The organism is uncultured Veillonella sp., from assembly GCF_900545795.1.
Classification (GTDB): domain Bacteria; phylum Bacillota; class Negativicutes; order Veillonellales; family Veillonellaceae; genus Veillonella_A.
The window spans coordinates 108,182-131,010 of the sequence record NZ_URAR01000001.1 but is presented as its reverse complement, the minus strand read 5'-3'; the positions used below and the strand labels follow the sequence as shown (position 1 = coordinate 131,010).

Genomic DNA, 22,829 nt, shown 5'->3' with positions numbered 1-22,829 from the left:
CATGAGTAGCGAAAGCAAAATCCATTTAAATGTGATTACTCCTGATAGCACCATATTCTCTGGCGATGCTAAATTCGTTGTAGTACGCACTAAAGATGGGGAGCTTGGGATTTTACCAAGACATGCCAATTTAGTTGCTGCTTTAGACATGGGCCTACTTCGCATTGATACTGTAGAAGGGGAGCAATTGTTCTTTGCTAATTTTGGTGGTTTTATGGATGTAAAGCCAGATGAAATTAACATTGTTACACCAAATTGTGAACTGCCTAGTGAAATTGATGTAGATCGTGCTGAACGGGCTAAAGAAAGAGCGGAAGAGCGTTTAAAAAGTCATCATGAAGATGTAGACTTTGATCGCGCACGCTTAGCTTTAGAACGCGCTCTCTTGCGTATTGAGGCAAAACATAAAGTATAAGACAGCGACTGAATTAATTAGCTTTTTTATGGAGGCTAGTTGATTAATAGGCGTGTCTGTAACTTGTGATCTCTTTAGGTGATGGGGAGAACGACGAATTATTAGTAGTGAATTTACTATAAAAGTCAATGGACATAAAGAAAGGACTGCATTGTGCAGTCCTTTTTGTTTTGCCAATTTATTGAATTTTGTGCTTGGTGAATTTATTAGGTTTTGTTCTTAGTGAGAGTACATGAATATAGTTGTTCTTAATCAGTTGTTATAGTTTATGCCTATACCTATGAAGAGTATTTCAAGATTCAACTGAAGAAAGAATGCCTTTAATACAGTGTTTTAAGTTAAAAATAGAGTCTTTTGTAAAAATGGTACTATATTATTTACGATAGTTTTCAAGTCTTTTGTGAGTGGAATGAAGTAAAATGAGTGTTGACACTTGAAGGTCACATTGGTATAGTTACTACATCAAGTAAATCAACTAGTGCAGTTCAAGCAAAGCTCACATAGTGTGATGGTTTGATAATAGCATACAGTAAAGACGATGAAGAGATAAGTATTCGCAGGAAACTGCTACAGAGAGTCCCGTAAGGTGAAAGGGGATGCAAGGGAATGCGATGAAAATGGTCTTGGAGTAACCGAGGTGGAATGCGCAAGCTTTAGTCTCGGCGGATGCAACCGTTATAATGCCACAGTATAAACTTATGGAGTCATTTATATTCATAAGTCGTACTGGTTGAGGAGTATATTGTGAAATATACTTAAATCAAGGTGGTAACACGTTTATACAGCGTCCTTGTTCATACTGATGAGTGAGGACGTTTTTTTATATAGCAAATTAGGAGGCGATAGGTAGAAGATTGAGGCCATAGGGGTTGAGAAAAAAGGGAGAGCAGAAAAAGGGAGAGTAGAAAAAGGAAGAATTCAAAAAAGAATTTGAGCAATAGAAAATTAAAAAGGTATGAGAAGAATAATAAACCAAAAGGACAGGAGAAAAAGACTGAAAGTTATAAAAACAACTTGAGAAAAAAGAGATTTGGGATGAACGAGTAGTGATATATAAGGGAATTGGGAGGTGATGGAATGCCTATTACAGTGGTAAAGGATTTACCGGCGATTGCAAAACTGGCAAAGGAAAATATATTTGTTATGGACTCTGTAAGAGCGGAGTCACAGGATATACGGCCTTTAAAAATCTTAATAGTCAATTTGATGCCTACTAAGGAAACGACGGAAACACAATTATTAAGAGCCTTAAGTAATACGCCATTACAATTAAACATTACCTTACTGCACATGGCAAGCCATAAAGCCCTTAATACATCAGAGGAGCATTTGACATCATTTTACAGAACCTTTGAGGATATAAAATCAGAGTTTTTTGATGGCATGATTATAACCGGGGCACCTGTAGAGTTAATGCCTTTTGAGAAAGTAAACTATTGGCCAGAGCTCGTAGAAATTATGGAGTGGAGCAAAACTAATGTGTACTCTACTTTATATATCTGTTGGGGGGCGCAGGCTGGTATTTATTATCACTTTGGTATTGATAAGGAATTGCTACCAAAGAAACTCTTTGGAGTTTTTGAAAATGAGGTACATAATTCACGGCCCATGATTCTTAGGGGGATGGATGAGGTTTTCTATATGCCTCATTCAAGACATACAACGGTGAGTAGTGAGTTAATTAGAGCTAATGAAAATTTAGAAATTTTAGCTGATTCTAAGCAGACGGGAGCTTCAGTGGTGAGAAGCTTGGACAATAAGCATATTTTTGTATTTGGCCATTCTGAATATGACCGTGACACTTTGCAGCGAGAATATGAACGTGATGTAGCCTTGGGCTTAGAGATTGATGTACCAGAACATTATTATCCAGATGACGATCCTACTAAAGAGCCGATTGTGCGCTGGCGCTCTACAGGTACTTTATTATTTACAAATTGGTTAAATTACTATGTGTATCAGGAAACACCATATATTATTGAACAAATTCAAAAAATGAAGACACAAATTACATAGTATCGTAGTAATCCGTAAGGACACGTTGGGGGAGAAGTAAAGGGTAAAAATATATGCTTCAATGAGGGACCTGAGAGATCCGGAGAGGCTAGACAGATTGATATTAGGTGTGAGAAGCCTATTGAGAAAGAGGAGAGATTAATTATGAGCAACAACAAACAGTATAAATTCGAAACAATTCAATTACATGAAGGTCAAGTTATCGACGAAACAGGCGCACGTGCGGTGCCAATTCACCAAACTACTAGCTATGTATTTAAAGATGCACAGCAAGCTGCTGACCGTTTTGCACTTCGCGATCCAGGGGCTATTTATTCTCGTCTTGGTACCCCAACAAACGATGTATTAGAAAAGCGTGTAGCCGCTCTTGAAGGTGGTGCTGGGGCCTTATCCGTAGGCTCTGGCTCAGCGGCGATTACTTATGCGATTCAAAATGTAGCAGGTACAGGTGATAATATTGTGGCAGCCTCTACTTTGTATGGTGGTACATATAATTTATTTAGTGCTACTTTACCACGTTTTGGTATTACCACTAAATTTGTTGATCCTGATGATTTAAGTGCTTTTGAAGCAGGTATTGATGATAAGACTAAGGCTATTTACATTGAATCCATAGGCAACCCCAATATTAACTTAATCGACATTAAAGCAGTGGCTGATATTGCCCATAAGCATGGCATTATTCTTATTGTTGATAATACATTTGGCACGCCATATTTGATTCGTCCGTTTGAACATGGTGCTGATGTAGTTGTTCATTCCGCTACTAAGTTCTTAGGTGGTCATGGAACTACGATTGCAGGTGTTATTGTGGAAAGTGGTCAATTTGATTACAAAGCCAGTGGTCGCTACCCTGACTTTGTTGCTGGAGATATACATTATAATGGCTTAGTATATGGCGATTTACCAATTCCATTTACTGTGAAAGTGCGTGCTCAATTATTGCGCGATACAGGAGCTGCCTTAACTCCATTGGCTGCTTGGTTGATTCTTCAAGGCATTGAGACCTTGTCCTTACGTGTAGAACGACATGTAGAAAATACGCGTAAAATTATTGATTTCTTAGTAAATCATCCTAAAGTAGCCTGGGTTAATTATCCAGAGCTGGCAACTAGTAAATATAAAGCCTTAGCCGATACATATTATCCAAAAGGCGTTGGCTCTATCTTTACTTTTGGCATAAAAGGCGGTAAGGAAGAAGGCATTAAGTTTGTTGATGCATTACAGATATTCTCTAATTTGGCCAATGTGGGGGATGCTAAATCCTTAGTAATTCATCCATCGAGTACAACTCATGCACAGCTAAATGAAGAAGAACAGAAATCTGCTGGCGTAAGTCCAGATATGATTCGCGTATCTGTAGGGATTGAAAATGTGGAGGATTTAATTGATGATTTGGCACAAGCTTTGGAGCACGTATAAAACGGTCGTAGCTCATACAACACCTTATACCTATCCACAATATTGGTGGTACTAATAGATGGTATTAATCTAGAGACTTTCTAAGTTAATACGAAACTCTCCTTAACATAGTAAGAAACGGTAACCTAGTCGTTGGATAGGTTACCGTTTCGCTTTGTAATGGAATAAATTGTAATAGGAATTTTAAATGGAATAAAGTGTAATAGGAACTTTATAGGAAACATATTGTATAGGAAATTTTTAAAGAGTTGTGTAATAAGGACAAAAATATAGAATGCTAGAAATTTAAAAATATAAAATAATGAATCTTTAAAATATAGATGAGTTAAGAAATTTTTTCTGCAATTTGGTCGCTGGATGAATTAGTTTAAATGAGCAATTTTTTCTTAGTCGGATATAGAGAGAGGCTTAGAGCCCAGGTTTTAACTTGCTCTATGAATTGGTTAAAATTATTAGATAAGATTTTAATATCTTCAAGGCTAGCATCATCTAAATGGATGCCAGTTGTTACTGTAACCGTAGTATTTAGAGCTGCTGCTAATTGCAAGGCGCCTTGACGTGCTAAGGTATCATCCATATGTCCTTGCACACAGATGATTGAGGCAGTTGCTGTGCGCTCTTTGCCTGGGGTCCAGCTAGTACAAGGTGTTCCTACCGCAACGGCTCCGATGTGTGGTCCCTCACTGCCTCCTATAGCGAGGATTAGATCATCCCCTATAATAGTGGCTGTACCATATATATGATAAGGGGCGTCTCCAAAGTTAAAGTGTTGTGTAATAAGTGATTTTAAAGGTGTTGTAGGAGTCGTAGGCGTAAGCTCAGATTGTTTTGATAGGCTTGAAACTTGTTCTTGGATATTTGAGAATTGCTTTACTGTGCTCATAAGATTACATGCCTTCCCAAGGAACGAATTCCTTATAGTCTATTCCAAATTGCATAAGAACTTTGCCAATAATATGTTGGATTTGCTTTTCCACAGAATTTGAATTGTTGTAAAACGTTAGCAATGGCGGCACGATGGAGACGCCATATTCAGCCAGTGTACTCATGTTTTTTAAATGAATACGGCTTAAGGGTATTTCTCGTGGAACGATAACTACTTTGCGATTTTCTTTTAAACAAACATCAGCAGCTCGATTGAGGAGATTATCAGCGTAACCATTGGCGATACCAGATAGACTTTTCATACTGCAAGGGATGATGACCATGCCATCAGTTTTGTACGAACCGCTAGAAATAGCGGCGCCTAAATTGTTATTTGCATATACTACATCGGCTTCGGCTTTAACGTCTTCTAGTGTTAAATTTGTTTCGCAAGAAAAATTAAGAGCCGCCCCTTCAGTGATGATAAGATGTGTTTCTATGTGGGGAATGAGTTTTAATGCTTTGAGCATATGATAGCCTAAAATTACACCACTAGCACCGGAAATACCAACGATAAGACGCATAATAACCTCCAAAATAAATACAAAATTATAGATTTGAAATCATTTTTATGCTTTATGGGGCCCTTTGTTTTAAGTTGAATAATAGAAAGTTAGTTTATGCTTGATAGTAGTACTTAGACCTATGATTAATAGATAAGTAGCTTTGCAACTGCTATTTTAGACAAACGCTAATAGTAGTATGTCAATCTAAGATCAAGGGTATGGTTATACTACCACAATCCGATAACTTTCCACCAAGGGACTTCAAATAAGCAAGTAATAATAAAGAGAACAAGTGTATAAGGAAGACCGAATTTGATACATTCCTTTTCACTATACATGCCATTTTCTTCCCCCGCCCCAACGAGGATAGCTAGATTGTGGAATGGCAAGATAAAGTGAGCGTTGATGGCTGTGTAAGCAACCATAACAGGGATAATAGGATTGATGCCTAGGGCTTCGGTAAAAGCTAACATGGCAGGAATAACAATACCCATAACGGCAATAACACTGCCAAAGCACAAGTGAATTACAATGGCAATGAGTGTAACAAAGGCAGCTAAAATGAAGATATTCTCTGGTACGAATGACGGCAATAAGGTTTGTGCTAGCCACGCATTCATTCCTGTTTGTGCCCCTACGCGGCCAATAGCAACAGCAGCAGTTAAGAATAATAAGGTTTGTACAGGGACGGCACTCCAACTAGCAGGTGTAAGAACATCACCAATTTTAGGCATAGCCATCATGACTGCAATAAAAAGTGTTACCCAACCAATATCAATGCCGTGAATGGAGTCTGTCATCCACAGAATGATGGCTAGTACCACCCAAAAAGCTGTACGTTTTTCTATACCCTTCATAGGCCCAATTTCAGCACGCTTTTGGGTAATATCAGCTTGGTTAATCTGTACCGGTTGAGTTGGTTTGAACATGAACATAATCATAAGCATCGTCACAATGCTAGTTAAAATCATAGGGACGCCCATAACTTCGAACCACATAAGCCAGCCTACTTCTACAGGTTGCGCATATTGAGCTGCTAGTGGATTGATTGAAGCATCACCGGTTAAGAAAATCATGGATACAGGAATTGACGCTGTAAATACGGTGAAGCCAATTTTAATGGCATCTTCTTTGGGCATATTAGCACTTTTTATTACGACGGCCATAACTGACATGATGAGAAAGGCACGAGGCCATGGATGTGGGATTAAGAGTGATAGGATAAAGGTGAGCACGAAAATAGAAATAATAATGCTATTGAAATTAGTTACGTATTTTGATATATACCAATATGCAATGCGTTCACCTAGACCTGATTCTTTTACAGCGGTGGCAATTAAATAGGCGCCGATGATGAGATACATCATAGATGTGTTCCAGGTGGAGAAAATGAGTGTTTTAGGGGCTACATCTAAGACAGCTAATAAAACTAAGTAAAGACCGGATACATAGCCTGGTTGAGCTACACCAAAGGCCCAAAATACAACGGTCATGAGCGATAAGGCGAGACAAATATGGCCAGGGGCTGCGAGGTCGGCAATAGGGATTAAATATACAATGAGACCTAATAAGAGACCTGTAATTAATCCGATGAGTCGTTTATGTTTTGACATGGAATCACTCCTCGATTAATAGTTAATTTCTTAGCCGAAGTGGCTATTAAGAGTATGTATTTTTAGTACCCATGTTTCATCTACATGAGTATGTTGATTGCCCTTAAAGAAGTCTCTAAGGGCAATCAGTACTAGAATTTAAAGTTATGAGTATACTGTTGTACCAATTTGGTATGTATAGGTTGAAACTTGTTTGGTTGGCTTAGGCCTTAAAATCAGGAAGCCATTTAGTAGGGTCCACTTCCATAAATTTAGCACGGTGGAAGCGATCTTTCTGATTAAATGGAACCGTCGCATCGAAGATAGTTTTACAAGCAATACCATGGTCGCGAATTGTATAGCTACAAGTTGGGTCATTAGAAGGGTCTAATGGATGACAGCGAACGCCTGGAATATTGATAATGTCAATATCACCTTGCATGCGTGTAATCATAGCCCACATAACATCACTAAGATCAAAAATATCTACATCTTCATCGACTAAAATAACTTGTTTTAATTCTGAGAAGGCAGAGAAGGCAAGAAGGGCTGCTTGACGTTGACGACCTTCGTCTGATGGTACGGTTTTCTTAAATTGCATAATAGCTAAGAATTTACCACCACCTGGACGGGCTGCATATACATTAAGTAAGCGACCTGGCATAGCTTTTTCAACCATGTCAATAATAGATGCTTCAGTTGGAATACCTGCCATATTAACATGCTCTTCAGATGGTCCTATGCAAGTTTGCATAATTGGATTTTTACGGGTTGTTACACATTTTACTTTGATAATAGGTACTTCTGGATTAGCTGGTCCAGTATAGCCAGGGAATTCTGGCATAGCTTTGCCCGTATTGCTGTTAATATCTTCACGCATGCGCTGGCCTACAATGAGCTCGCCTTCAATAACATACTCTGCATTGGCAATACATTTTTCGTCAATTGTAAGGCAAGGGGCTAGTTCTACGGCTTTGCCGCGAATAGCGCCAGCTACAGCTAATTCATTGTAGCCAATTGGCGTAGTTGGTGGTTCAAAACATGCACCAATTTCGATAGCTGGGTCCACGCCAATACTGATGGAGATTGGCAGTGGTTTACCAAGAGCTTCGGCCTTTTCACGGAATGCACCTAGATGACGCGCACCTGGGGTGAAGAACATGGTGATTTCATCTTTAGATTGTAAACAGAGGCGGTGAATTGTTACATCTGATTCACCTGTTTCTGTATCAGATGCATAGCACATGCCAAGTGTGATGTAAGGGCCTGCATCTTCTGGTGTATTAGTAGGTGCTGGGACAATTTTACGAATATCAAAATCTGGGTCAGTAGCTTTATAGACAACTTCTTGGCATTTAGCCTGGCTATTATCAATCGTAATTGGTTGGATTGGATTTTTTACGGAATCGCGAAGTAAAAAGCCTAGTTTATTTGCTGTTGTACCAAGTAAAGCAGCCACGCGAGCACGGTCAGATAAGACGCCAATGACAACTTTGGCATCAGGATGACCTTTTACATTATTAAACATCATGGCAGGGCCAAGTTTTGTAGGTCTTTCTACAGTACCGGCAGCGCCTACATGACGATATACACAGGCTAGTTCAGCTGATGGATCTACTTCTACATCGGTTTCTACTAATTGATTAGGCAATGTCTTAAGTAATTCTAAGGCAGAGCGTAAGTCGATAACTTCATTACTCATAAGTAATCCTCCTTATACCAATAAAATACTCTAGGGCTAACTCTGTAAGAATAGCTAGAGTGAAGTCCTGTGATCACAAATTAAGCATAATCTCGATACTTACTATATAGTCAAGGCGCTTTTGCTATGCTATTTATGAATTTATAGATAAAAAAACTGACGCAAATTGCAATTTGCGTCAGTTAGAGTTGTAGTAAGGAATATATTATTTTTTCTTAATGGGCATTTCTAGGAGGCAAAAATCTACATCTTCATCGTTTTGGTAAAAGGTAGTATCTAGTAGGCAAGTGTCGATTACATCACCACAAAGTTCGTATCCTTGGGCATCAATCCACTGTAATAATTGGTCGATATACTTAGTTTCGTAAGGCATGCCGTATTTATAAAGGCAGGCATATTCTCCAGCTGGTAAAATGGTAGAATTAGAGTCTTCAACGGGCATTACAGGCACGAAAATACAGCTAGACGCACTATCTAAGGGACGATGAGCTTTAACCGCTTCCTCTGGGAAATAGGAGCCAAAGCCGGCAGAAGGGAGGAGTTGATGCGCAAAAATATCGCGCCATAAGGCCATCAAGGTGAGGTGAAGGTTTTCCTTATTAATAGGTTGTAAATAGGGTTCATAAATAATTTGTCGTTCTGCACGATAGGTAATAAAAGGATCGTGTAGATTCATTTCGTTGACTTCCAAGGTTTCTTCAAATAAGTTAATTTGCTGCTGCAGTCGTTCACGCATAGTATTGAGAGCTGCAATTTCCTTAATAACTTCGCGTTTACGAGCTTTTAAAAGTGTTAAGCTATCTTCAATATTGTTCTTATAGATGTACTCTGTAATATCTTTTAGACTAATTCCCATGGCTTTTAAAAAGCATATTTTTCGAAGGAAGGGAATTTGTTTGCGGCTGTAGTAGCGGTAGCCTCGTTCATCCGTGTAATTGGGCTTAAAGAGGCCAATGCGATCATAATGGATTAAAGTTTGTCTTGAAATGCCGTGAAGTTTGGCCATTTCGCTGATTGAAATTAAATGTTCCATATATACCTCGCTGTAAAAGTTACGGGACAAGTTATGATAAAAACTGAACAGAAAATTGCATAGAAACAGTAAAGATTGTAATATATTGAAATACTAAAAGGCTGTATAGTAATTATACAACTGTATAGTAGCTATATAGACAATAGGCGCTTGAAATTTATGCGTAGTATTTTATTATTATGTTCTCTTGACTTAGAGTTAACTCAAAGCTTTATACTAAGAGTATAATAGATAGACTATATTTAACACATAATAAAGGAAAGAGGATATATATGACTATAAAAGAAGTAGCTGCTAAATTTGATATTACGACTGATACTTTGCGCTATTATGAGCGAATTGGCTTAATTCCTGAAGTGCCGCGTACTGCTGCAGGGATTCGTGACTTTGATGAGGTAAGCATCAAGTGGATTGAATTTGTCCTCTGCTTTAAAAAGGCAGGTGTACCTTTAGAAGGTATTGTAGAATATGTGAAGCTTGCGCTGCAAGGCACTGGCACTGAAGCTGCACGGCGAGAGATTTTGGTGGAAACAAGGGAAAGCTTATTAGAAAAGCAAGCCGAAATTCAGGCTTGCTTGGAAGTATTAGATTATAAAATCGACATAGTGTATAAGGACTGTAATGCTGCTACGGCTAAATTGGTAGAGGACTGGAAAGCAAATCAGAAATAAGGGGCGACTGACTATTTTTATCTGCTATTTCTTTTCTTTGGGATGAGCTCTTAGACCGTGATCTGAAGGGGCCATAACTTCAATGGTTTCACCAGCTTCACGGCGCGCTTCGATTAAATTGGCACCCCAGTCTGACATGTCTTCTAAAATGTGGCGAAGACTAAGACCTCGTTCTGTTAAGCTATACTCCACCCGTGGTGGTACTTCATTGTAAACAGTTCGACTTATAATGCCTGCTTTTTCTAAATCGCGTAATTGTAGGGTTAGCATGCGTTGTGATATGCCAGGCATGCGTCGCTTTAGTTCGCCTGTTCGTAAGGTGCCGTCTCCTAGATGGCAAAGAATTAAGAGCTTCCATTTACCGCTTAAAATTTCAAGTGTTGCATCAATGGCGAGATGATATAAGTTGCGCAAAATATATGTCCCCCTTTAAGGCCCAATAGAGCTTAATTGTAACAAATTTGTTCCTATAGTAAAAAAATGTGCCGTCTTTTCAGTTAATTGTATCTATTTTATAATAGCATGTGACGGGATACCTATCAAATATAGTGTCCATTATATTCTATTTGTATAGAGTAGAATTAGAGGCAATTTTGATAGAGTCAATATAATTATAAAATAAATGCGCACACCTGAAAGAAGGTGCAAACTAGATTGAGTGAGAAAGGACAGTATGATGAAAGAAATTTCAGTAAAAGAATTGCAATTAAATCCTATGACAATGATTTCTGATGATTGGTTGTTAATTACAGCTGGCAATGAAGAGCGTGGCTTTAATACCATGACCGCTAGTTGGGGCCATTTAGGAGCTTTATGGGCTCATAATAAGGGCTTGCCAACAGCTATTGTGTATGTGCGCCCACAGCGTTATACAAAAGAGTTCGTTGACCGTGAAGAGTATTTTACACTTTCCTTCTTTGGCAAGGAATATAAGCGTCAATTAGCTTATATTGGTACTCATTCTGGTCGCGATGAAGATAAAGTTGGCAAAATGGAATTAACGCCAGGTTTTGATATGGATACCACTTATTTTGAAGAAGCTGATTTAGTTCTGATTTGTCGAAAAATTTATCGTGCTCCTATTGTAGAGGAAGGCTTTATCGATAAAGAGATTATGGAACAAACTTATCCAGAACGCGACTTCCACGACATGTATGTAGGTGAAATTCAAAAAGTATTAGTTAAAGAGTAAAGAATATTAAAAAGGCTATAACAAGTGAGAACTAATTTTCACTTCGTTATAGCCTTTTTGTATTAGTAAATATGTTAGTAAATTTATAATATTAGGTCTTTATTTATGATTGAATGACCTGTAGCGCATACTGTATTTATTATACGCTTCAGTTACTGTATTATACGCTTCAGTTACTGTATATATCTCTTTATTACTGCAGTACATGCAGGGATATAAGAGTAGGTCTACTTCTATTTCTATTTTAAGTCTTTTAGTAAAGCCACTAAATAGGTATAGATGCGATCTACAGAAGATAGGCTGACACGCTCTTGTGGTGTATGAGCATGAGTAATGTTAGGGCCAAAGCTAATCATTTCTGTATTTGGCATCACAGATTTTAAAAGGCCGCATTCGAGACCGGCGTGAATTGCTGTTACGAGTGGTTTCTGCCCTGTTACTTGTTCGTAGATAGCAGTGGCTTGTTCTTCTAGTTTGCTGCCTGGTTCATATTCCCAAGCTGGATAGCCTTCCCCTACAGTTACAGCCAGGCCTAATGTTTTAGCTAAGAGTTGGAATTTCTTCACTAAGAAGTCCAAAGAGCTATCGGATAAGCTGCGGATTGATACAGATACATTAATTGTATGTTCCGTTTCTTTTACGATGGCAATATTATTACTTGTTTCTACTAAGCCTTCAAGCGAATGGTTCATGCTGAATACGCCATTAGGTGCTAAGTATAAGAAGGTTAATAAGGATTCAGCAGTATCACCGCCATATACTGTGTCAGATAGTTCTGCATCACTGATGAGAATGTCAATATTTTCATCTTGCGGTGTATATTCGTGGCGATATAGTTTTACTTTTGCTTTAATCCAATTGGTTACGGCTGTTACATCATCTTCTTTGAGTAAAATCGTAGCAGATCCTACGCGAGGGATGGCATTGTGTTTCGTGCCACCTTCAAAATTAGCAAGTTGGAAATTGTATTGAAGGGCTAATTCGTAGAGGAGGCGTCCAAGGATTTGATTGCCATTAGCGCGTTCTTTATTGATCTCAATACCAGAGTGACCACCTAAGAATCCTGTAATGCTTAATTTTAATGCCTTGTTGAATTGTGTATCGCGATTGTCGCGAAGGCGTGGAATCTCTACAGTTACGCCACAGCCACCAGCACAGCTGACTACGAATTCGCCTTCTTCTTCGGTGTCGATATTGAGTAAATATTGGCCTTTTACTTGACCTTCTTTAATCGCATTAGCGCCTACCATGCTAGTTTCTTCAGATGTTGTGAAGAGACATTCTAGTGGACCATGAGCCACCGTTTCGTCATCTAAGATAGCCAGTGCCATAGCTACGGCAATGCCATTATCTGCACCAAGGGTAGTTTCATTGGCGTGAAGCCAATCGCCATCAATGATGTGCTCAATAGGATCTTTTGTGAAATCGTGTGTAGAAGCATCACTTTTTTCACAAACCATGTCCATATGGCCTTGAAGAATAACAGAAGGTCTATTTTCATAACCTGGTGTTGCTGGCTTGCGAATAATTACATTTAAGGCTTCGTCCTGCTCTACTTCGAGTTGACGATCTTTGGCAAATTGGACGAGCCAATCACTGACAGCTTGTTCATTGCCAGAGCCACGTGGGATTTGATTCATTTGTTCAAAGTATGCAATCGTTTTGTTGTTGCTCATACTAACACCTCGTTTAAAATTTACGTAAAAAACTCCATGTCTCTATACTATCATATTTGTTATGATTTGTGAAAATACATACATCTTTGATATAATTTTATTAGAGTTTTTAGGTTAGGAGGAGGCTGTATGTATTCAAATAAATTAATTATTATAGGAACTGGTGGAACTATTGCAGGGCAAAGTGCCACTGCAGATGATTTAACTGGGTATCATGCAGGCGAATTAAGTGTAGAGTCCTTAGTAACATCCGTTCCGGGACTGGCTGAATATGGTCCTTTTGAAAGTAAACAATTTTGTAATATTGATAGTTCCGATATGACTGTTAAGCGGTGGCAGGGCTTGGCGCAGCTCGTCCAGGCTTATGTGGATCGTCCTGATGTGGATGGTGTAGTGATTACGCATGGCACTGATACGATGGAGGAGACCGCGTATTTCTTGCATCTTACAGTTCATACCAATAAGCCAATTATTTGCACGGGCTCCATGAGACCGGCTAGCGCAATTAGTGCAGAAGGGCCGTTAAATTTATTACAGGCCGTACAGACTGCACGATCTAAAGAGGCCTGGGAGCAAGGCGTATTAGTTGTCCTTAATGGTGCTATTGATTGTGCTCGTGACGTACATAAAGCCCATACAACCGCGGTAGAGACTTTTGAGAGTCCTTACTTTGGTCACATGGGCTTTGTTCAAGAAGGTGTACCAAGATTTTATTATAAAAGCTTACGTAAGCACACCGCATCTAGTCAATTTGCTGTAGCAAAAGAGGGCAAAGGGCATGAGAATGAGCTTATTGATGAAGCTTGTGATTTGCCATTAGTCATAAGTCTTACTTTATATGCTGATATGCCGGCGGCGATATTGGATGGTGTGTTAGCACTAAAGCCTAAAGGATTGGTCTTAGGCGGATTAGGCCATGGCATTTTACCAGAAGTGATTCATCAAAAAGTAAGTCATATAGAGATTCCTGTTGTGAGAGCCTCCCGCACAGGTAGTGGTATGGTTAGCTCCGGGTCGTCCTTAGGGACACCATTTATAGTGAGCGACACATTGACGCCACAAAAAGCGCGCATTTTACTCATGTTAGGCTTATGTCAAACTGATAATATAAAAGAATTGCAAGAACTCTTTTATACATATTAAGCTGCGTTTTAAGATGTTAAGTTTTTAGGATTTGAAAGATTTAAGCCGTATGATTGGCTTAGCTTACTATGTGTTTTAATAGCTTAAGCTGCACTATTGGTTTGTCCTGAGAGGCAACTTGTGTTTTAACTTAAGCTTTAGTACTTAAGTTAGCACGTTCTCCATTTTCTAAGGCCCGGCTAATAGCGAGGCGTACTGCTTTGGCCAAGGTGTCGCCAAATTGGGAGAACGTACCTGTGTCGGTTAATAAAGGTCCATTGGTGTCGATTGTTAAGATGACGCCATCTGTAGCGGTACCAGTAGCCATATGATCTCCGGTGGTGCTGCGAATTTGAGCTTTTCTTAAAGCCACAGTTTTCGCTTCTGTAATTGTTATGAGGGCTTTTGTCATGGCACCATCAGTGAGGGCTTGATTGGTAAAGAGTAAGAGGTTGATTGTATGTAATGGTGCGAAGTGGCCATCTGTTTCAATATAATGATAGCCATCGCCTGCGCGATGAGCTGTTTCGTCGTAGCCTGCTGTAGCGATGGCTTCGACTATGATATTGTCCACTTCCACTTTGGCATATGCATGCCAGTCCATAGAGGCACTTGTAATAAGGCCAGTGCAAAAATTAATAGGATAATCTTCTTGTTCAAACTCGAGGCTTAAGTAGTTGGCTACGGATCCACCAGGTAATTCCTTTTCGCTATCTACATAAAATTTGAGCTGTTGATTGCGCAAGGCGAGGGTGTGATGAAAGCCTCCATTTAGTGGGCTAGTGCTGAGACTGTAATGCACTTCATCGAAGGCCACTGTTAAAGCTGAATGCGTGGTTGATACATAGCCACCGACCATTAATTGGTCAGGTGCTGCATAAGGGTTTAAGGAATTTCGTTTTGTCATAAAGGCTCCTTGTGTATATGTATATATAATTAGTTATAAAAGAGTATTTGTTACATATACTCATACTAAAATGATGTATATGTTTTTAATATAAATTGTTTTTTCTATTTTGTCATCTAGAAGTATTGGAAAGAGTAAAGGAGACAGACTATGTTATTAGCAAGTGTAGACGCTGGCACCGTATCCAATGCGGTGGAAACACAAGTGGCTAATAGTGCCACTTATGTAGATAAAATTTTAGACTTTTTCATTGCCCATGGCCCAAGTATTATCATGGGGATTGTTATATTTATTATAGGTACGTATATTGCAAGATTTATACGCGATTTTTCTATCCGCGTCATGCAACGTGCTAACTATGATCATACCGTTATATCCTTTGTAAGCCAGATTATCTATTATGGGGTTATGTCCATTGGTCTTTTATCAGCGCTTAACTCAGCTGGATTCCCGACAAACTCCTTATTAGCTGCTTTTGGTGCCTTTGGTTTGGCTATTGGCTTGTCTTTACAAAGTAATCTATCGAACTTTGCTTCAGGTTTGTTAATCTTAATCTTTAAACCATTCCGCGCTGGTGATTTTATTACAGTGGGTACCATTTCAGGGACTGTGCGAAGCATCCAATTTATGAATACTACAATTATTACTAAAGAATTGCGCACTGTATTTATTCCAAATTCCATGCTTACATCACAGCAGGTGACAAATAGTACGTATAATGAGACTCGCATAGTGCCATTTGTTTTTGATATTGGCTACAATAATGATCACCATCAAGCTATTGCCGTATTGCGTGAAATTTTTGAAAATAATGAGCGCATTGTAAATCGCACGACCGTGGAAATTGGGATTAGCGAGTTTGGTGATAACTCTGTGCGTATTGCAGCGTATCCAATTGTTAAAAATGCAGATTATTTAACTGTTTTCTATGATACTATGTCAGATGTAAAAGACGCCTTTGATGAAAAAGGCATTGATATTCCATATCCTCAACGGGTAGTTCATGTAGAATCTATTCGCGGTGGTATTGATGAAACTAAATCCCCTTTAGGTGATGTGAGTAAATACGTAAAATAACAGAGTGTTACAATAAGAGAGTTTGAGAAGGTGATTGTGTGAATTGGATTAAATGGTCTAGATTAGGGGCCTTTGTGGTGTTGCTAGGCCTGCTCTTTTCTTTAGGGCGTGCAGGTGCTAGTGCGCCTACGGTGCCTAATTTTGGTGCTGAAGCAGCAGTACTTATAGAGGCTGAGACGGGCCGGATTTTAGTGGCCCATAATGAAAATAAGCGTATGCATCCTGCCAGTACAACTAAGATGGTAACCTTGCTTACGGCTTTAAAAGATTATGGCACACGCTTGGATGAGTTGGCGACAATTTCTCCGTATGCTACCTCTATGGAAGAATCGAATCTAGGCGTGAAATTAGGCGATCAATTGCCTTTGCAAAGTGTAGCAGAAGGTATGATGGTAGCTAGTGGAAATGATGCGGCCGTAGTAGTAGCGGAAGCTGTAAGCGGTTCTGTATATCGTTTTTCCTTGGCTATGAATGAAGTGGCCAAAGAGGCGGGGGCGACTAATAGCCACTTTTTAAATCCTCATGGATTGACTCAGGTGGGACATTATAGTACGGCCTTAGATTTAGCCCGTATTGCTTCTTATGGTATGAATATCCCGATGTTTAGAGATATGGTGGGCTTTGATTATTATCGCGTAAACTATCAAAATCGCGCCCCTGTTACGGTGCGCACAACCAATCATTTTATTCGTAGCCATTATGATGGTGCTAATGGTCTGAAAACCGGTTATACTGAAGCGGCAGGGGATTGTTTAATTGCATCTGCTACTCGAGATGGGCATACCCTTATTGTGGTGTTATTAAATGATGATGATCGATGGACAGATGCGCCTGCTTTATTAGATTATGGCTTTGCCTTACTAGCCAGTGAAGCTTGATAGATAGGGTAAAAACTAAAAAGTAAAGGTTAGAATGAAGGCTAGCATACAAGTAAAAGTCGGCATATAAGTAAAAGCTAGAGTGAAAGCTGATATATTAGTAGAAGCTAAAGTGAAAGCTGGCATATAAGTAAAAGCTAGAGTGAAAGCTGACATATAAGTAAAAGCAGAGTGAACATTAGCATACAAATAAAAGCTAGCGTGCAAGCTGATGTATAAGTAAAAGCCAGAATATACGAGGTTATAATGAAACAATCTTCCTTTTTTGCATTTTTAAGACGCTTGCGTTTTATACGCCGTTGGGGGTTAATGCGCAATACAGAGGTCGAAAATAATCAAGAACATAGCCTAGACGTAGCATTTATTGCTCATAATCTAGGATTACTGCATAATTTGCAGGGAGGGCAAGTTGATGTGAATCGTCTAGCTGTACTCGCCATGTATCATGATGTGAGTGAAATTTTTACAGGCGATATGCCAACACCGATTAAATATTTTCATCCTACCTTGCGAAGTTTATACGGTGAAGTGGAACATTTGGCGCAGGAGAAATTATTACATACCTTACCAGAGGAATTACAACCTTATTACGAGGATGTATTATTAGGTCAAATGAGCGAGGAGGAAGCGAAATTGTTGAAGGCTGCTGATACATTGGCTGCCTTTATAAAATGCGCCCTAGAGCGGCAGGCTGGAAATGGTGAATTTAATGAAGCTTATGAAAGCATATTAAAAAAGCTCCACAGCTTTGATATGCCAGCAGTAGAGCAATTTTTAGATTTATATATCGATTCTCTAGGGAAGTCCTTAGATGAGTTGAATTATTCTTTAGTATAAATAGTAGCATATATATTAGGCTTTAGAGTGTGGTTCTAGAGTGTATACTTGATCAATCAATACTTAATAAATATGCGAGAAGCATTAAGACCTAGTACATATACGGGGTTCACTAGTGCCTACAACATATTTGGGGGAACTAATACCAGTATATATTAGTGTGAATTAATATGGGTTCCCATCTTAGTTGGGCCTAATAGTTTTGTAGAATAAGAGAAAGGAGCAATCCAGTGCATGGATTACTCCTTGTGTTCTACAATATCAAAATTGCGCAGTAAGGTAGCTTTACCGCGCCAAGCAAAGGCTCTATGGCCAAAAGCTTCCTTAAATTGTCGGTTGGATAAATCTTGTAAGTCTTCTTTTTTTAAGACTGGTTCTATATGTTGGAATTCCTTAATGGGCGTGAGGGGAACTTGCCGATTGTGAGGGCATACATCTTGGCAAATATCACAGCCCCAAATGAGGGCAGATTTTTGAATAATTTTTTCCTCTTCATCGGTGAGCTCGCCCTTTTTCTGCGTTAAATAGCTTTTACAGGTTTGAAAGCGAAAATCTTTGTGACCTAGTGATTGACCTGGGCACGCTTTGACACAGCTATTGCAACTTAGGCAGGTTTCATCCATAGGTTTATTGGGCTCTAGTGGGATAGTAGTGAGCAAGGTGCCTATGGAAGTGTAAGAGCCCCACTGAGGGTTGATGAGTGCTCGATTGCGGCCGAATACACCGAGTCCAGCTAAATACGCCATATAGCGATCGGCGAGAGGTGAGGTGTCGCAATGAACTTCAAATTGCACTGATTCATCTACTTCTTGTAATGCTTGACCAAGCCTAGTTAGATAGTCTTTTACGACTAAGTGGTAGTCATCAGCCCAAGCATATTTTGGCAGATTAGCGGTTTGACGTCCCATAAAATAAGGGAAGAGGCATACGATGGCGCTTTGTGCAGAAATTTCCGTATTGCCCGTGAGGCGTTCCTCTAAAGTGCCATTAATAAAGGGGCACGGATTTTCTGTGTGAATATAATCTGTTGCATTGGCTGGTAAAGGCCAGGGTGCAATGCCAAAGGTAGGAATATGTAATTGTGCTGTTATTGTTTCTATTGTTTGTCGTGTTATCATAATTTTATTATATACTGACTTAATTATTTTGACTATCTCAGGTCTTGAACGATAAGCGATAACTTAGTGTGATTCATTGAAGCTGCCATAGATTGTAATAGTTATATTTTAAGTGATAGTTATAAATTTTAATATATTGTGTATAGGGTTTAGGAGGATAGAATATGCTAATGTACCGTCAAGTGTTACAACCAAGCACTTTGGAGGAAGCCGTAGAGTTGATGAAGAAGCAAAAGTGGACGCCTCTATTAGCTGGTGGTTGCTGGATTGGTTTAGGGACTCGTAAATATCCTGCGGTGATTGATTTATCGGGATTGAATCTTCGCTATATTAAAGAAACCGAGTCAGATTATCATGTAGGGGCCATGGCGACACAAGGGGATGTGGAGCAATATGAAGCATTTAAAACTTTAGGCAAGGGGATTTTACCTAAGGCGATTCATACAATTTTAGGCGTACAATTTCGTAATATGGCGACTATGGGTGGTTCAGTAGCAGCGCGATTTGGCTTCTCTGATATTATTCCTAGCTTACTTGCTTTAGATGCGCGCGTAAGACTCCAAGAGAATGGTGAAATGAGCCTTTTAGAGTATTTATCCTTTACTGCTCGTGATTTGTTGGTGGAGATTATAATTCCTAAAAAAGAGCAGTCCGTGGCAGCCTTAGCGTTTCGCAAGTCTGTATCGGATTTTCCTTATTTGTCAGGCGCTATTTGTAAAAATGAAACAGGCTACCATATTTATGTGGGAGGACGTCCAGCTAGAGCGATAGAGGCAGTGAAGGCGGGGCAGATTTTAACTTCGCAAGGCACAGAGGCCTTAGCTTTATGTTTAGACGCTTTAGTAGAGGAAGTACGCTTTCAGACTAACTCGCATGCTTCGGCGGAATATCGTCAAGCTATGGCCAAAGTTATGGTGAAACGTTTAGTACAGGAGGTAGAACAGTGGACGTGCAATTAAAAATAAATGGTAAAGTTACCAAGGTTTCCATTGAGCCTGATGAGATGCTAATAAAGACGCTTCGCCGTGAAGGGTTTTATAGTGTGCGCTGCGGCTGTGATACGATGAACTGTGGACTATGTACAGTTTGGATAGATGGCGATACGATTTTATCTTGTTCTTATCCTACCTTTAGAGCCGTTGGACATGAAATTACTACCTTAGAAGGTTTAGCTGAGGAAGCGGCTATCTTAGGTGATTGTCTTGCCTCAGAAGGGGCCGATCAATGTGGGTATTGCACAACAGGCATGATGATGAGCGCTATGGCGGTGCGCCGCAAGTATGAGAATCCAACGGAAGAGGAGATTCGCGATTATTTAGTGGGGAATCTCTGTCGTTGTACGGGCTATGAATCTCATATGAGAGGCATTGTAAAATATTTAGAGGTGATGAAATCTCAAGAGGTGGCACCATGAAACATGTAGGTAAATCATATAAAAAAGTGGATGCAAAAACTATTTTAAGTGGTCGCGCTGCCTATACTGAAGATTTGATACCAGCTAATGCGTTGGTGATTAAAATTTTGCGAAGTCCTCATGCGATGGCCAAGATTTTAGACATTAATTATGCTGCAGCTTTGAAAATCCCAGGTGTAGAAGCTGTATTTACTTATAAAGATGTGCCGCAAGTACGCTTTACTTTGGCGGGGCAAACATATCCTGAAGTATCGGCTTATGATAGCTTAATATTGGATCAAATTGTTCGCTATGTAGGCGATGCTGTAGCTATTGTGGTGGCACAAGATGAAAAGACAGCACTACAAGCTTGTGATGTCATTAAAGTGCAGTATGAAGTGATGGAACCAGTGCTAGATATTCATACCGCTATTGACCATCCTACAGTAGTCCATCCAGAAGATGATCTGATTTACAATATGCCTGTAGGCGGTGAGCCAAAGCGTAATATTGCTTGTTCATATAGCCGTGTAGTAGGCGATATTGAAGCAGAATTAAAGGCTTGTGACTATGTAGTAGAAGACACCTACTTTGACCAGGCCACCGTGCAATCGGCGATGGAAACCTTTAGAACATTTTGCTATATTGACCAATTTGATCGCTTAGTTTGCACGAGTTCAACACAAATTCCGTTCCATTTGCGCCGCCATTTAGCGCGCGCCTTAGATATTCCAGCGTCTAAAATTCGTGTTATAAAACCGCGTATTGGTGGTGGCTTTGGGTCTAAGCAAACGGCTTGTAGTGAAATGCTTTGCGCCTTTGTTACATGGAAACTGAAAAAGCCAGCGGTGTTAATTTATACGCGACATGAGGCGAATAATTGCTCTACAAGTCGCCATGCCAGGGAATGGAACATTCGTTTAGGTGCTACCAAAGATGGCATCATTCAGGTTATTGATATGGTCGCCTTATCTGATGCGGGCGCCTATGGCACTCATGCATTTACCACATTTACAGCAGGCGAGCATAAGTCAATTCCTCTATATAATAAAGGGAAGGCGGTGCGCTATGAGTCCAAGATCGTGTACACCAATCACATGGCAGGTGGCGCTTTCCGCGGCTATGGTGCAACGGAAGCGTTATGGCCTTTAGAATGCGCGGTCACTAAGCTGGCAAAGAAAATGGGCATGGATGAAATTGAATTACGCCTTAAAAACCTCATCGATGTAGGAGAAACTTCCTTAGTATATGAACCTGGCGAAGTGCTAGAGTCGGGCCTTTTAAAAGAGGCTGTTGAAAAAGCGAAGCAAATGGCGCGCTGGGATGAACGACCTCATAGTTGGCAAATCGATGAAACACACCGTGGTGGTCTTGGTGTGGCCTTAGCCTTCCAAGGCTCTGGGGTGGCTAAGTTCGACGTAGCATCTGTTGAAATCAAATTGCAAGACGATGGCAATTATACTTTGTATACTGGTTCTACTGACATGGGTACAGGCTCTAATACAGTACTTATGCAGATGGCTTGTGAAGTATTGGGCTGTCCGTTAGAAAATATGACTTGTTATGAAGCAGATACTGATGTAGTGCCTTTTGACCCAGGATCTTATGCATCGAGTACGACTTATGTAACTGGGACAGCGGCTAAAATGGCAGCAGAAGAATTGCGCAGTAAAATCGTAGCTACTTTTGCTAAGTATTTAGATGTAGCTGAAAGAGATATTGAGTTTGATGGCCTTACAGCCCGTACTTTAGATGGCTCTAATAAGACTATGACAACTGCTGAATTAGCGCCTAAATTAGTAGTTAGCTTAGGCCCTGAACCAGAGCAATTAGTGGGTTTTGCGACATGGGGCAGCCATACTTCGCCGCCCCCATTTATGGTGGGCATTGCAGAAGTGTCAGTAGATACTGAAACAGGCCAAGTGACGCCACTTGATTACTATGCTGTTGTAGATTGTGGGACTATCGTAAATCCTACGTTGGCAAAAGTACAAGCCGAAGGCGGCATTGTACAAGGCTTAGGCATGGCCTTATATGAGGAAGTTAGATATTCTTCTAATGGACATTTAGAAACTAATAATTTTATGACCTATAAAATTCCTACGCGACAGGATACGGGGCGCATTCATGTAGACTTTGTAGAATCTCATGAGCCAACAGGTGCCTTTGGGGTCAAATCGATTGGCGAAGTTGTTATTAATACGTCTTGTCCAGCCGTGCAAGGAGCCATCCTTAATGCATGTGGCGCAAATCTTACTACATTACCTATGATTTCAGAAAAGGTATTTCACGCTTTGATGGCGAATGAATAAGTATAGAGTATAGATGCGTAAATAAAAAGGAGGCTA

21 protein-coding genes and 1 other annotated feature are annotated in these 22,829 nt (G+C 39.8%); of the genes, 12 read left to right on the top strand and 9 right to left on the bottom strand.

What is annotated here, in order from left to right:
- Position 1 precedes the first annotated feature (1 nt).
- The 3 genes from atpC to QZR90_RS00515 all read left to right on the top strand — a co-directional run bounded on the left by atpC (position 2) and on the right by QZR90_RS00515 (position 3,853).
- Positions 2 to 415, top strand: a complete 414-nt coding sequence (gene atpC, locus QZR90_RS00525; protein ID WP_295787520.1) for an ATP synthase F1 subunit epsilon — start codon at positions 2 to 4, stop codon at positions 413 to 415.
- Between the two features lie 529 nt (positions 416 to 944).
- Positions 945 to 1,210, top strand: a binding site (T-box leader).
- A gap of 282 nt (positions 1,211 to 1,492) precedes the next feature.
- Positions 1,493 to 2,431, top strand: a complete 939-nt coding sequence (metA, locus tag QZR90_RS00520; RefSeq protein ID WP_295787513.1) for a homoserine O-succinyltransferase — start codon at positions 1,493 to 1,495, stop codon at positions 2,429 to 2,431.
- Positions 2,432 to 2,575: 144 nt separating this feature from the next.
- Positions 2,576 to 3,853, top strand: coding sequence for an O-acetylhomoserine aminocarboxypropyltransferase/cysteine synthase family protein (locus QZR90_RS00515; protein ID WP_295787510.1), 1,278 nt, complete (start codon positions 2,576 to 2,578; stop codon positions 3,851 to 3,853).
- A 367-nt stretch (positions 3,854 to 4,220) separates the two neighbouring features.
- On the opposite strand, the gene QZR90_RS00510 is transcribed toward QZR90_RS00515, so the two are convergent.
- From QZR90_RS00510 to QZR90_RS00490, 5 genes are all read right to left on the bottom strand, one after another.
- Entirely contained in the window at positions 4,221 to 4,736 is a 516-nt protein-coding gene (locus QZR90_RS00510) for a hypothetical protein (RefSeq protein WP_295787507.1), read from the bottom strand.
- A gap of 4 nt (positions 4,737 to 4,740) precedes the next feature.
- Entirely contained in the window at positions 4,741 to 5,301 is a 561-nt protein-coding gene (locus tag QZR90_RS00505; protein ID WP_295787503.1) for a UbiX family flavin prenyltransferase, read from the bottom strand.
- A gap of 209 nt (positions 5,302 to 5,510) precedes the next feature.
- Positions 5,511 to 6,896, bottom strand: coding sequence for an SLC13 family permease (locus QZR90_RS00500; RefSeq protein ID WP_295787500.1), 1,386 nt, complete (start codon positions 6,894 to 6,896; stop codon positions 5,511 to 5,513).
- Between the two features lie 202 nt (positions 6,897 to 7,098).
- Positions 7,099 to 8,577 carry a UbiD family decarboxylase gene (locus tag QZR90_RS00495; protein ID WP_295787497.1) on the bottom strand — a complete coding sequence of 493 codons (1,479 nt, stop codon included), beginning with the start codon at positions 8,575 to 8,577 and terminating at the stop codon, positions 7,099 to 7,101.
- A gap of 205 nt (positions 8,578 to 8,782) precedes the next feature.
- Entirely contained in the window at positions 8,783 to 9,610 is an 828-nt protein-coding gene (locus QZR90_RS00490; protein ID WP_295787495.1) for a MerR family transcriptional regulator, read from the bottom strand.
- A gap of 272 nt (positions 9,611 to 9,882) precedes the next feature.
- Between QZR90_RS00490 and QZR90_RS00485 the strand changes: the two genes are divergently transcribed.
- Positions 9,883 to 10,281: a MerR family transcriptional regulator gene (locus tag QZR90_RS00485; RefSeq protein WP_295787492.1), complete on the top strand. Its 399-nt coding sequence runs from the start codon at positions 9,883 to 9,885 to the stop codon at positions 10,279 to 10,281.
- 24 nt (positions 10,282 to 10,305) lie between these two features.
- Here the strand turns inward: QZR90_RS00485 and QZR90_RS00480 are convergent, their stop codons facing one another.
- Complete coding sequence (locus QZR90_RS00480; RefSeq protein ID WP_295787490.1) at positions 10,306 to 10,695, bottom strand: helix-turn-helix domain-containing protein; 390 nt, start codon at positions 10,693 to 10,695, stop codon at positions 10,306 to 10,308.
- Positions 10,696 to 10,954: 259 nt separating this feature from the next.
- On the opposite strand from QZR90_RS00480, the gene QZR90_RS00475 reads away from it, so the two are divergent.
- Positions 10,955 to 11,473: a flavin reductase gene (locus tag QZR90_RS00475; RefSeq protein ID WP_295787487.1), complete on the top strand. Its 519-nt coding sequence runs from the start codon at positions 10,955 to 10,957 to the stop codon at positions 11,471 to 11,473.
- A gap of 239 nt (positions 11,474 to 11,712) precedes the next feature.
- Here the strand turns inward: QZR90_RS00475 and QZR90_RS00470 are convergent, their stop codons facing one another.
- Positions 11,713 to 13,149, bottom strand: a complete 1,437-nt coding sequence (locus tag QZR90_RS00470; RefSeq protein WP_295787483.1) for an aminoacyl-histidine dipeptidase — start codon at positions 13,147 to 13,149, stop codon at positions 11,713 to 11,715.
- Positions 13,150 to 13,278: 129 nt separating this feature from the next.
- Here QZR90_RS00470 and QZR90_RS00465 point away from each other — a divergent pair, with 129 nt between their 5' ends.
- Positions 13,279 to 14,292: an asparaginase gene (locus QZR90_RS00465; protein ID WP_295787482.1), complete on the top strand. Its 1,014-nt coding sequence runs from the start codon at positions 13,279 to 13,281 to the stop codon at positions 14,290 to 14,292.
- Between the two features lie 130 nt (positions 14,293 to 14,422).
- Here the strand turns inward: QZR90_RS00465 and QZR90_RS00460 are convergent, their stop codons facing one another.
- Positions 14,423 to 15,178: an adenosylcobinamide amidohydrolase gene (locus QZR90_RS00460; protein WP_295787479.1), complete on the bottom strand. Its 756-nt coding sequence runs from the start codon at positions 15,176 to 15,178 to the stop codon at positions 14,423 to 14,425.
- Between the two features lie 150 nt (positions 15,179 to 15,328).
- Between QZR90_RS00460 and QZR90_RS00455 the strand changes: the two genes are divergently transcribed.
- The 3 genes from QZR90_RS00455 to yfbR all read left to right on the top strand — a co-directional run bounded on the left by QZR90_RS00455 (position 15,329) and on the right by yfbR (position 17,970).
- The gene (locus QZR90_RS00455) at positions 15,329 to 16,255 is read left to right on the top strand and encodes a mechanosensitive ion channel family protein (RefSeq protein ID WP_295787475.1); all 927 of its coding nucleotides are present in this window, start codon (positions 15,329 to 15,331) and stop codon (positions 16,253 to 16,255) included.
- A gap of 74 nt (positions 16,256 to 16,329) precedes the next feature.
- Positions 16,330 to 17,133 (top strand): D-alanyl-D-alanine carboxypeptidase family protein, encoded by an 804-nt coding sequence (locus QZR90_RS00450; RefSeq protein WP_295787974.1) that lies wholly within the window; start codon positions 16,330 to 16,332, stop codon positions 17,131 to 17,133.
- A gap of 246 nt (positions 17,134 to 17,379) precedes the next feature.
- Positions 17,380 to 17,970, top strand: coding sequence for a 5'-deoxynucleotidase (gene yfbR / locus QZR90_RS00445; RefSeq protein WP_295787471.1), 591 nt, complete (start codon positions 17,380 to 17,382; stop codon positions 17,968 to 17,970).
- A 239-nt stretch (positions 17,971 to 18,209) separates the two neighbouring features.
- On the opposite strand, the gene QZR90_RS00440 is transcribed toward yfbR, so the two are convergent.
- Positions 18,210 to 19,088, bottom strand: a complete 879-nt coding sequence (locus QZR90_RS00440) for an epoxyqueuosine reductase (protein ID WP_295787468.1) — start codon at positions 19,086 to 19,088, stop codon at positions 18,210 to 18,212.
- 164 nt (positions 19,089 to 19,252) lie between these two features.
- On the opposite strand from QZR90_RS00440, the gene QZR90_RS00435 reads away from it, so the two are divergent.
- Genes QZR90_RS00435 through QZR90_RS00425 form a run of 3 tightly spaced genes read left to right on the top strand, consistent with a single transcriptional unit; the run spans position 19,253 to position 22,793 of the window.
- The gene (locus tag QZR90_RS00435; RefSeq protein ID WP_295787465.1) at positions 19,253 to 20,047 is read left to right on the top strand and encodes a xanthine dehydrogenase family protein subunit M; all 795 of its coding nucleotides are present in this window, start codon (positions 19,253 to 19,255) and stop codon (positions 20,045 to 20,047) included.
- A complete protein-coding gene (locus QZR90_RS00430) occupies positions 20,032 to 20,502 on the top strand; it encodes a (2Fe-2S)-binding protein (RefSeq protein WP_295787462.1) in 471 nt (156 codons plus the stop codon). The genes QZR90_RS00435 and QZR90_RS00430 overlap by 16 nt, the downstream gene beginning before the upstream one ends.
- Complete coding sequence (locus QZR90_RS00425) at positions 20,499 to 22,793, top strand: xanthine dehydrogenase family protein molybdopterin-binding subunit (protein WP_295787460.1); 2,295 nt, start codon at positions 20,499 to 20,501, stop codon at positions 22,791 to 22,793. Before QZR90_RS00430 ends, QZR90_RS00425 begins: the two co-directional genes overlap by 4 nt.
- Positions 22,794 to 22,829 lie beyond the last annotated feature (36 nt).

What these genes read in the sequence shown, in the direction of transcription:
- atpC (WP_295787520.1), top strand. Translation starts at nt 2, where the DNA reads ATGAGTAGCGAAAGCAAAATCCATTTAAATGTGATTACTCCTGATAGC.
- metA (WP_295787513.1), top strand. Translation starts at nt 1,493, where the DNA reads ATGCCTATTACAGTGGTAAAGGATTTACCGGCGATTGCAAAACTGGCA.
- QZR90_RS00515 (WP_295787510.1), top strand. Translation starts at nt 2,576, where the DNA reads ATGAGCAACAACAAACAGTATAAATTCGAAACAATTCAATTACATGAA.
- QZR90_RS00510 (WP_295787507.1), bottom strand. Translation starts at nt 4,736, where the DNA reads ATGAGCACAGTAAAGCAATTCTCAAATATCCAAGAACAAGTTTCAAGC.
- QZR90_RS00505 (WP_295787503.1), bottom strand. Translation starts at nt 5,301, where the DNA reads ATGCGTCTTATCGTTGGTATTTCCGGTGCTAGTGGTGTAATTTTAGGC.
- QZR90_RS00500 (WP_295787500.1), bottom strand. Translation starts at nt 6,896, where the DNA reads ATGTCAAAACATAAACGACTCATCGGATTAATTACAGGTCTCTTATTA.
- QZR90_RS00495 (WP_295787497.1), bottom strand. Translation starts at nt 8,577, where the DNA reads ATGAGTAATGAAGTTATCGACTTACGCTCTGCCTTAGAATTACTTAAG.
- QZR90_RS00490 (WP_295787495.1), bottom strand. Translation starts at nt 9,610, where the DNA reads ATGGAACATTTAATTTCAATCAGCGAAATGGCCAAACTTCACGGCATT.
- QZR90_RS00485 (WP_295787492.1), top strand. Translation starts at nt 9,883, where the DNA reads ATGACTATAAAAGAAGTAGCTGCTAAATTTGATATTACGACTGATACT.
- QZR90_RS00475 (WP_295787487.1), top strand. Translation starts at nt 10,955, where the DNA reads ATGATGAAAGAAATTTCAGTAAAAGAATTGCAATTAAATCCTATGACA.
- QZR90_RS00470 (WP_295787483.1), bottom strand. Translation starts at nt 13,149, where the DNA reads ATGAGCAACAACAAAACGATTGCATACTTTGAACAAATGAATCAAATC.
- QZR90_RS00465 (WP_295787482.1), top strand. Translation starts at nt 13,279, where the DNA reads ATGTATTCAAATAAATTAATTATTATAGGAACTGGTGGAACTATTGCA.
- QZR90_RS00460 (WP_295787479.1), bottom strand. Translation starts at nt 15,178, where the DNA reads ATGACAAAACGAAATTCCTTAAACCCTTATGCAGCACCTGACCAATTA.
- QZR90_RS00455 (WP_295787475.1), top strand. Translation starts at nt 15,329, where the DNA reads ATGTTATTAGCAAGTGTAGACGCTGGCACCGTATCCAATGCGGTGGAA.
- yfbR (WP_295787471.1), top strand. Translation starts at nt 17,380, where the DNA reads ATGAAACAATCTTCCTTTTTTGCATTTTTAAGACGCTTGCGTTTTATA.
- QZR90_RS00440 (WP_295787468.1), bottom strand. Translation starts at nt 19,088, where the DNA reads ATGATAACACGACAAACAATAGAAACAATAACAGCACAATTACATATT.
- QZR90_RS00435 (WP_295787465.1), top strand. Translation starts at nt 19,253, where the DNA reads ATGCTAATGTACCGTCAAGTGTTACAACCAAGCACTTTGGAGGAAGCC.
- QZR90_RS00425 (WP_295787460.1), top strand. Translation starts at nt 20,499, where the DNA reads ATGAAACATGTAGGTAAATCATATAAAAAAGTGGATGCAAAAACTATT.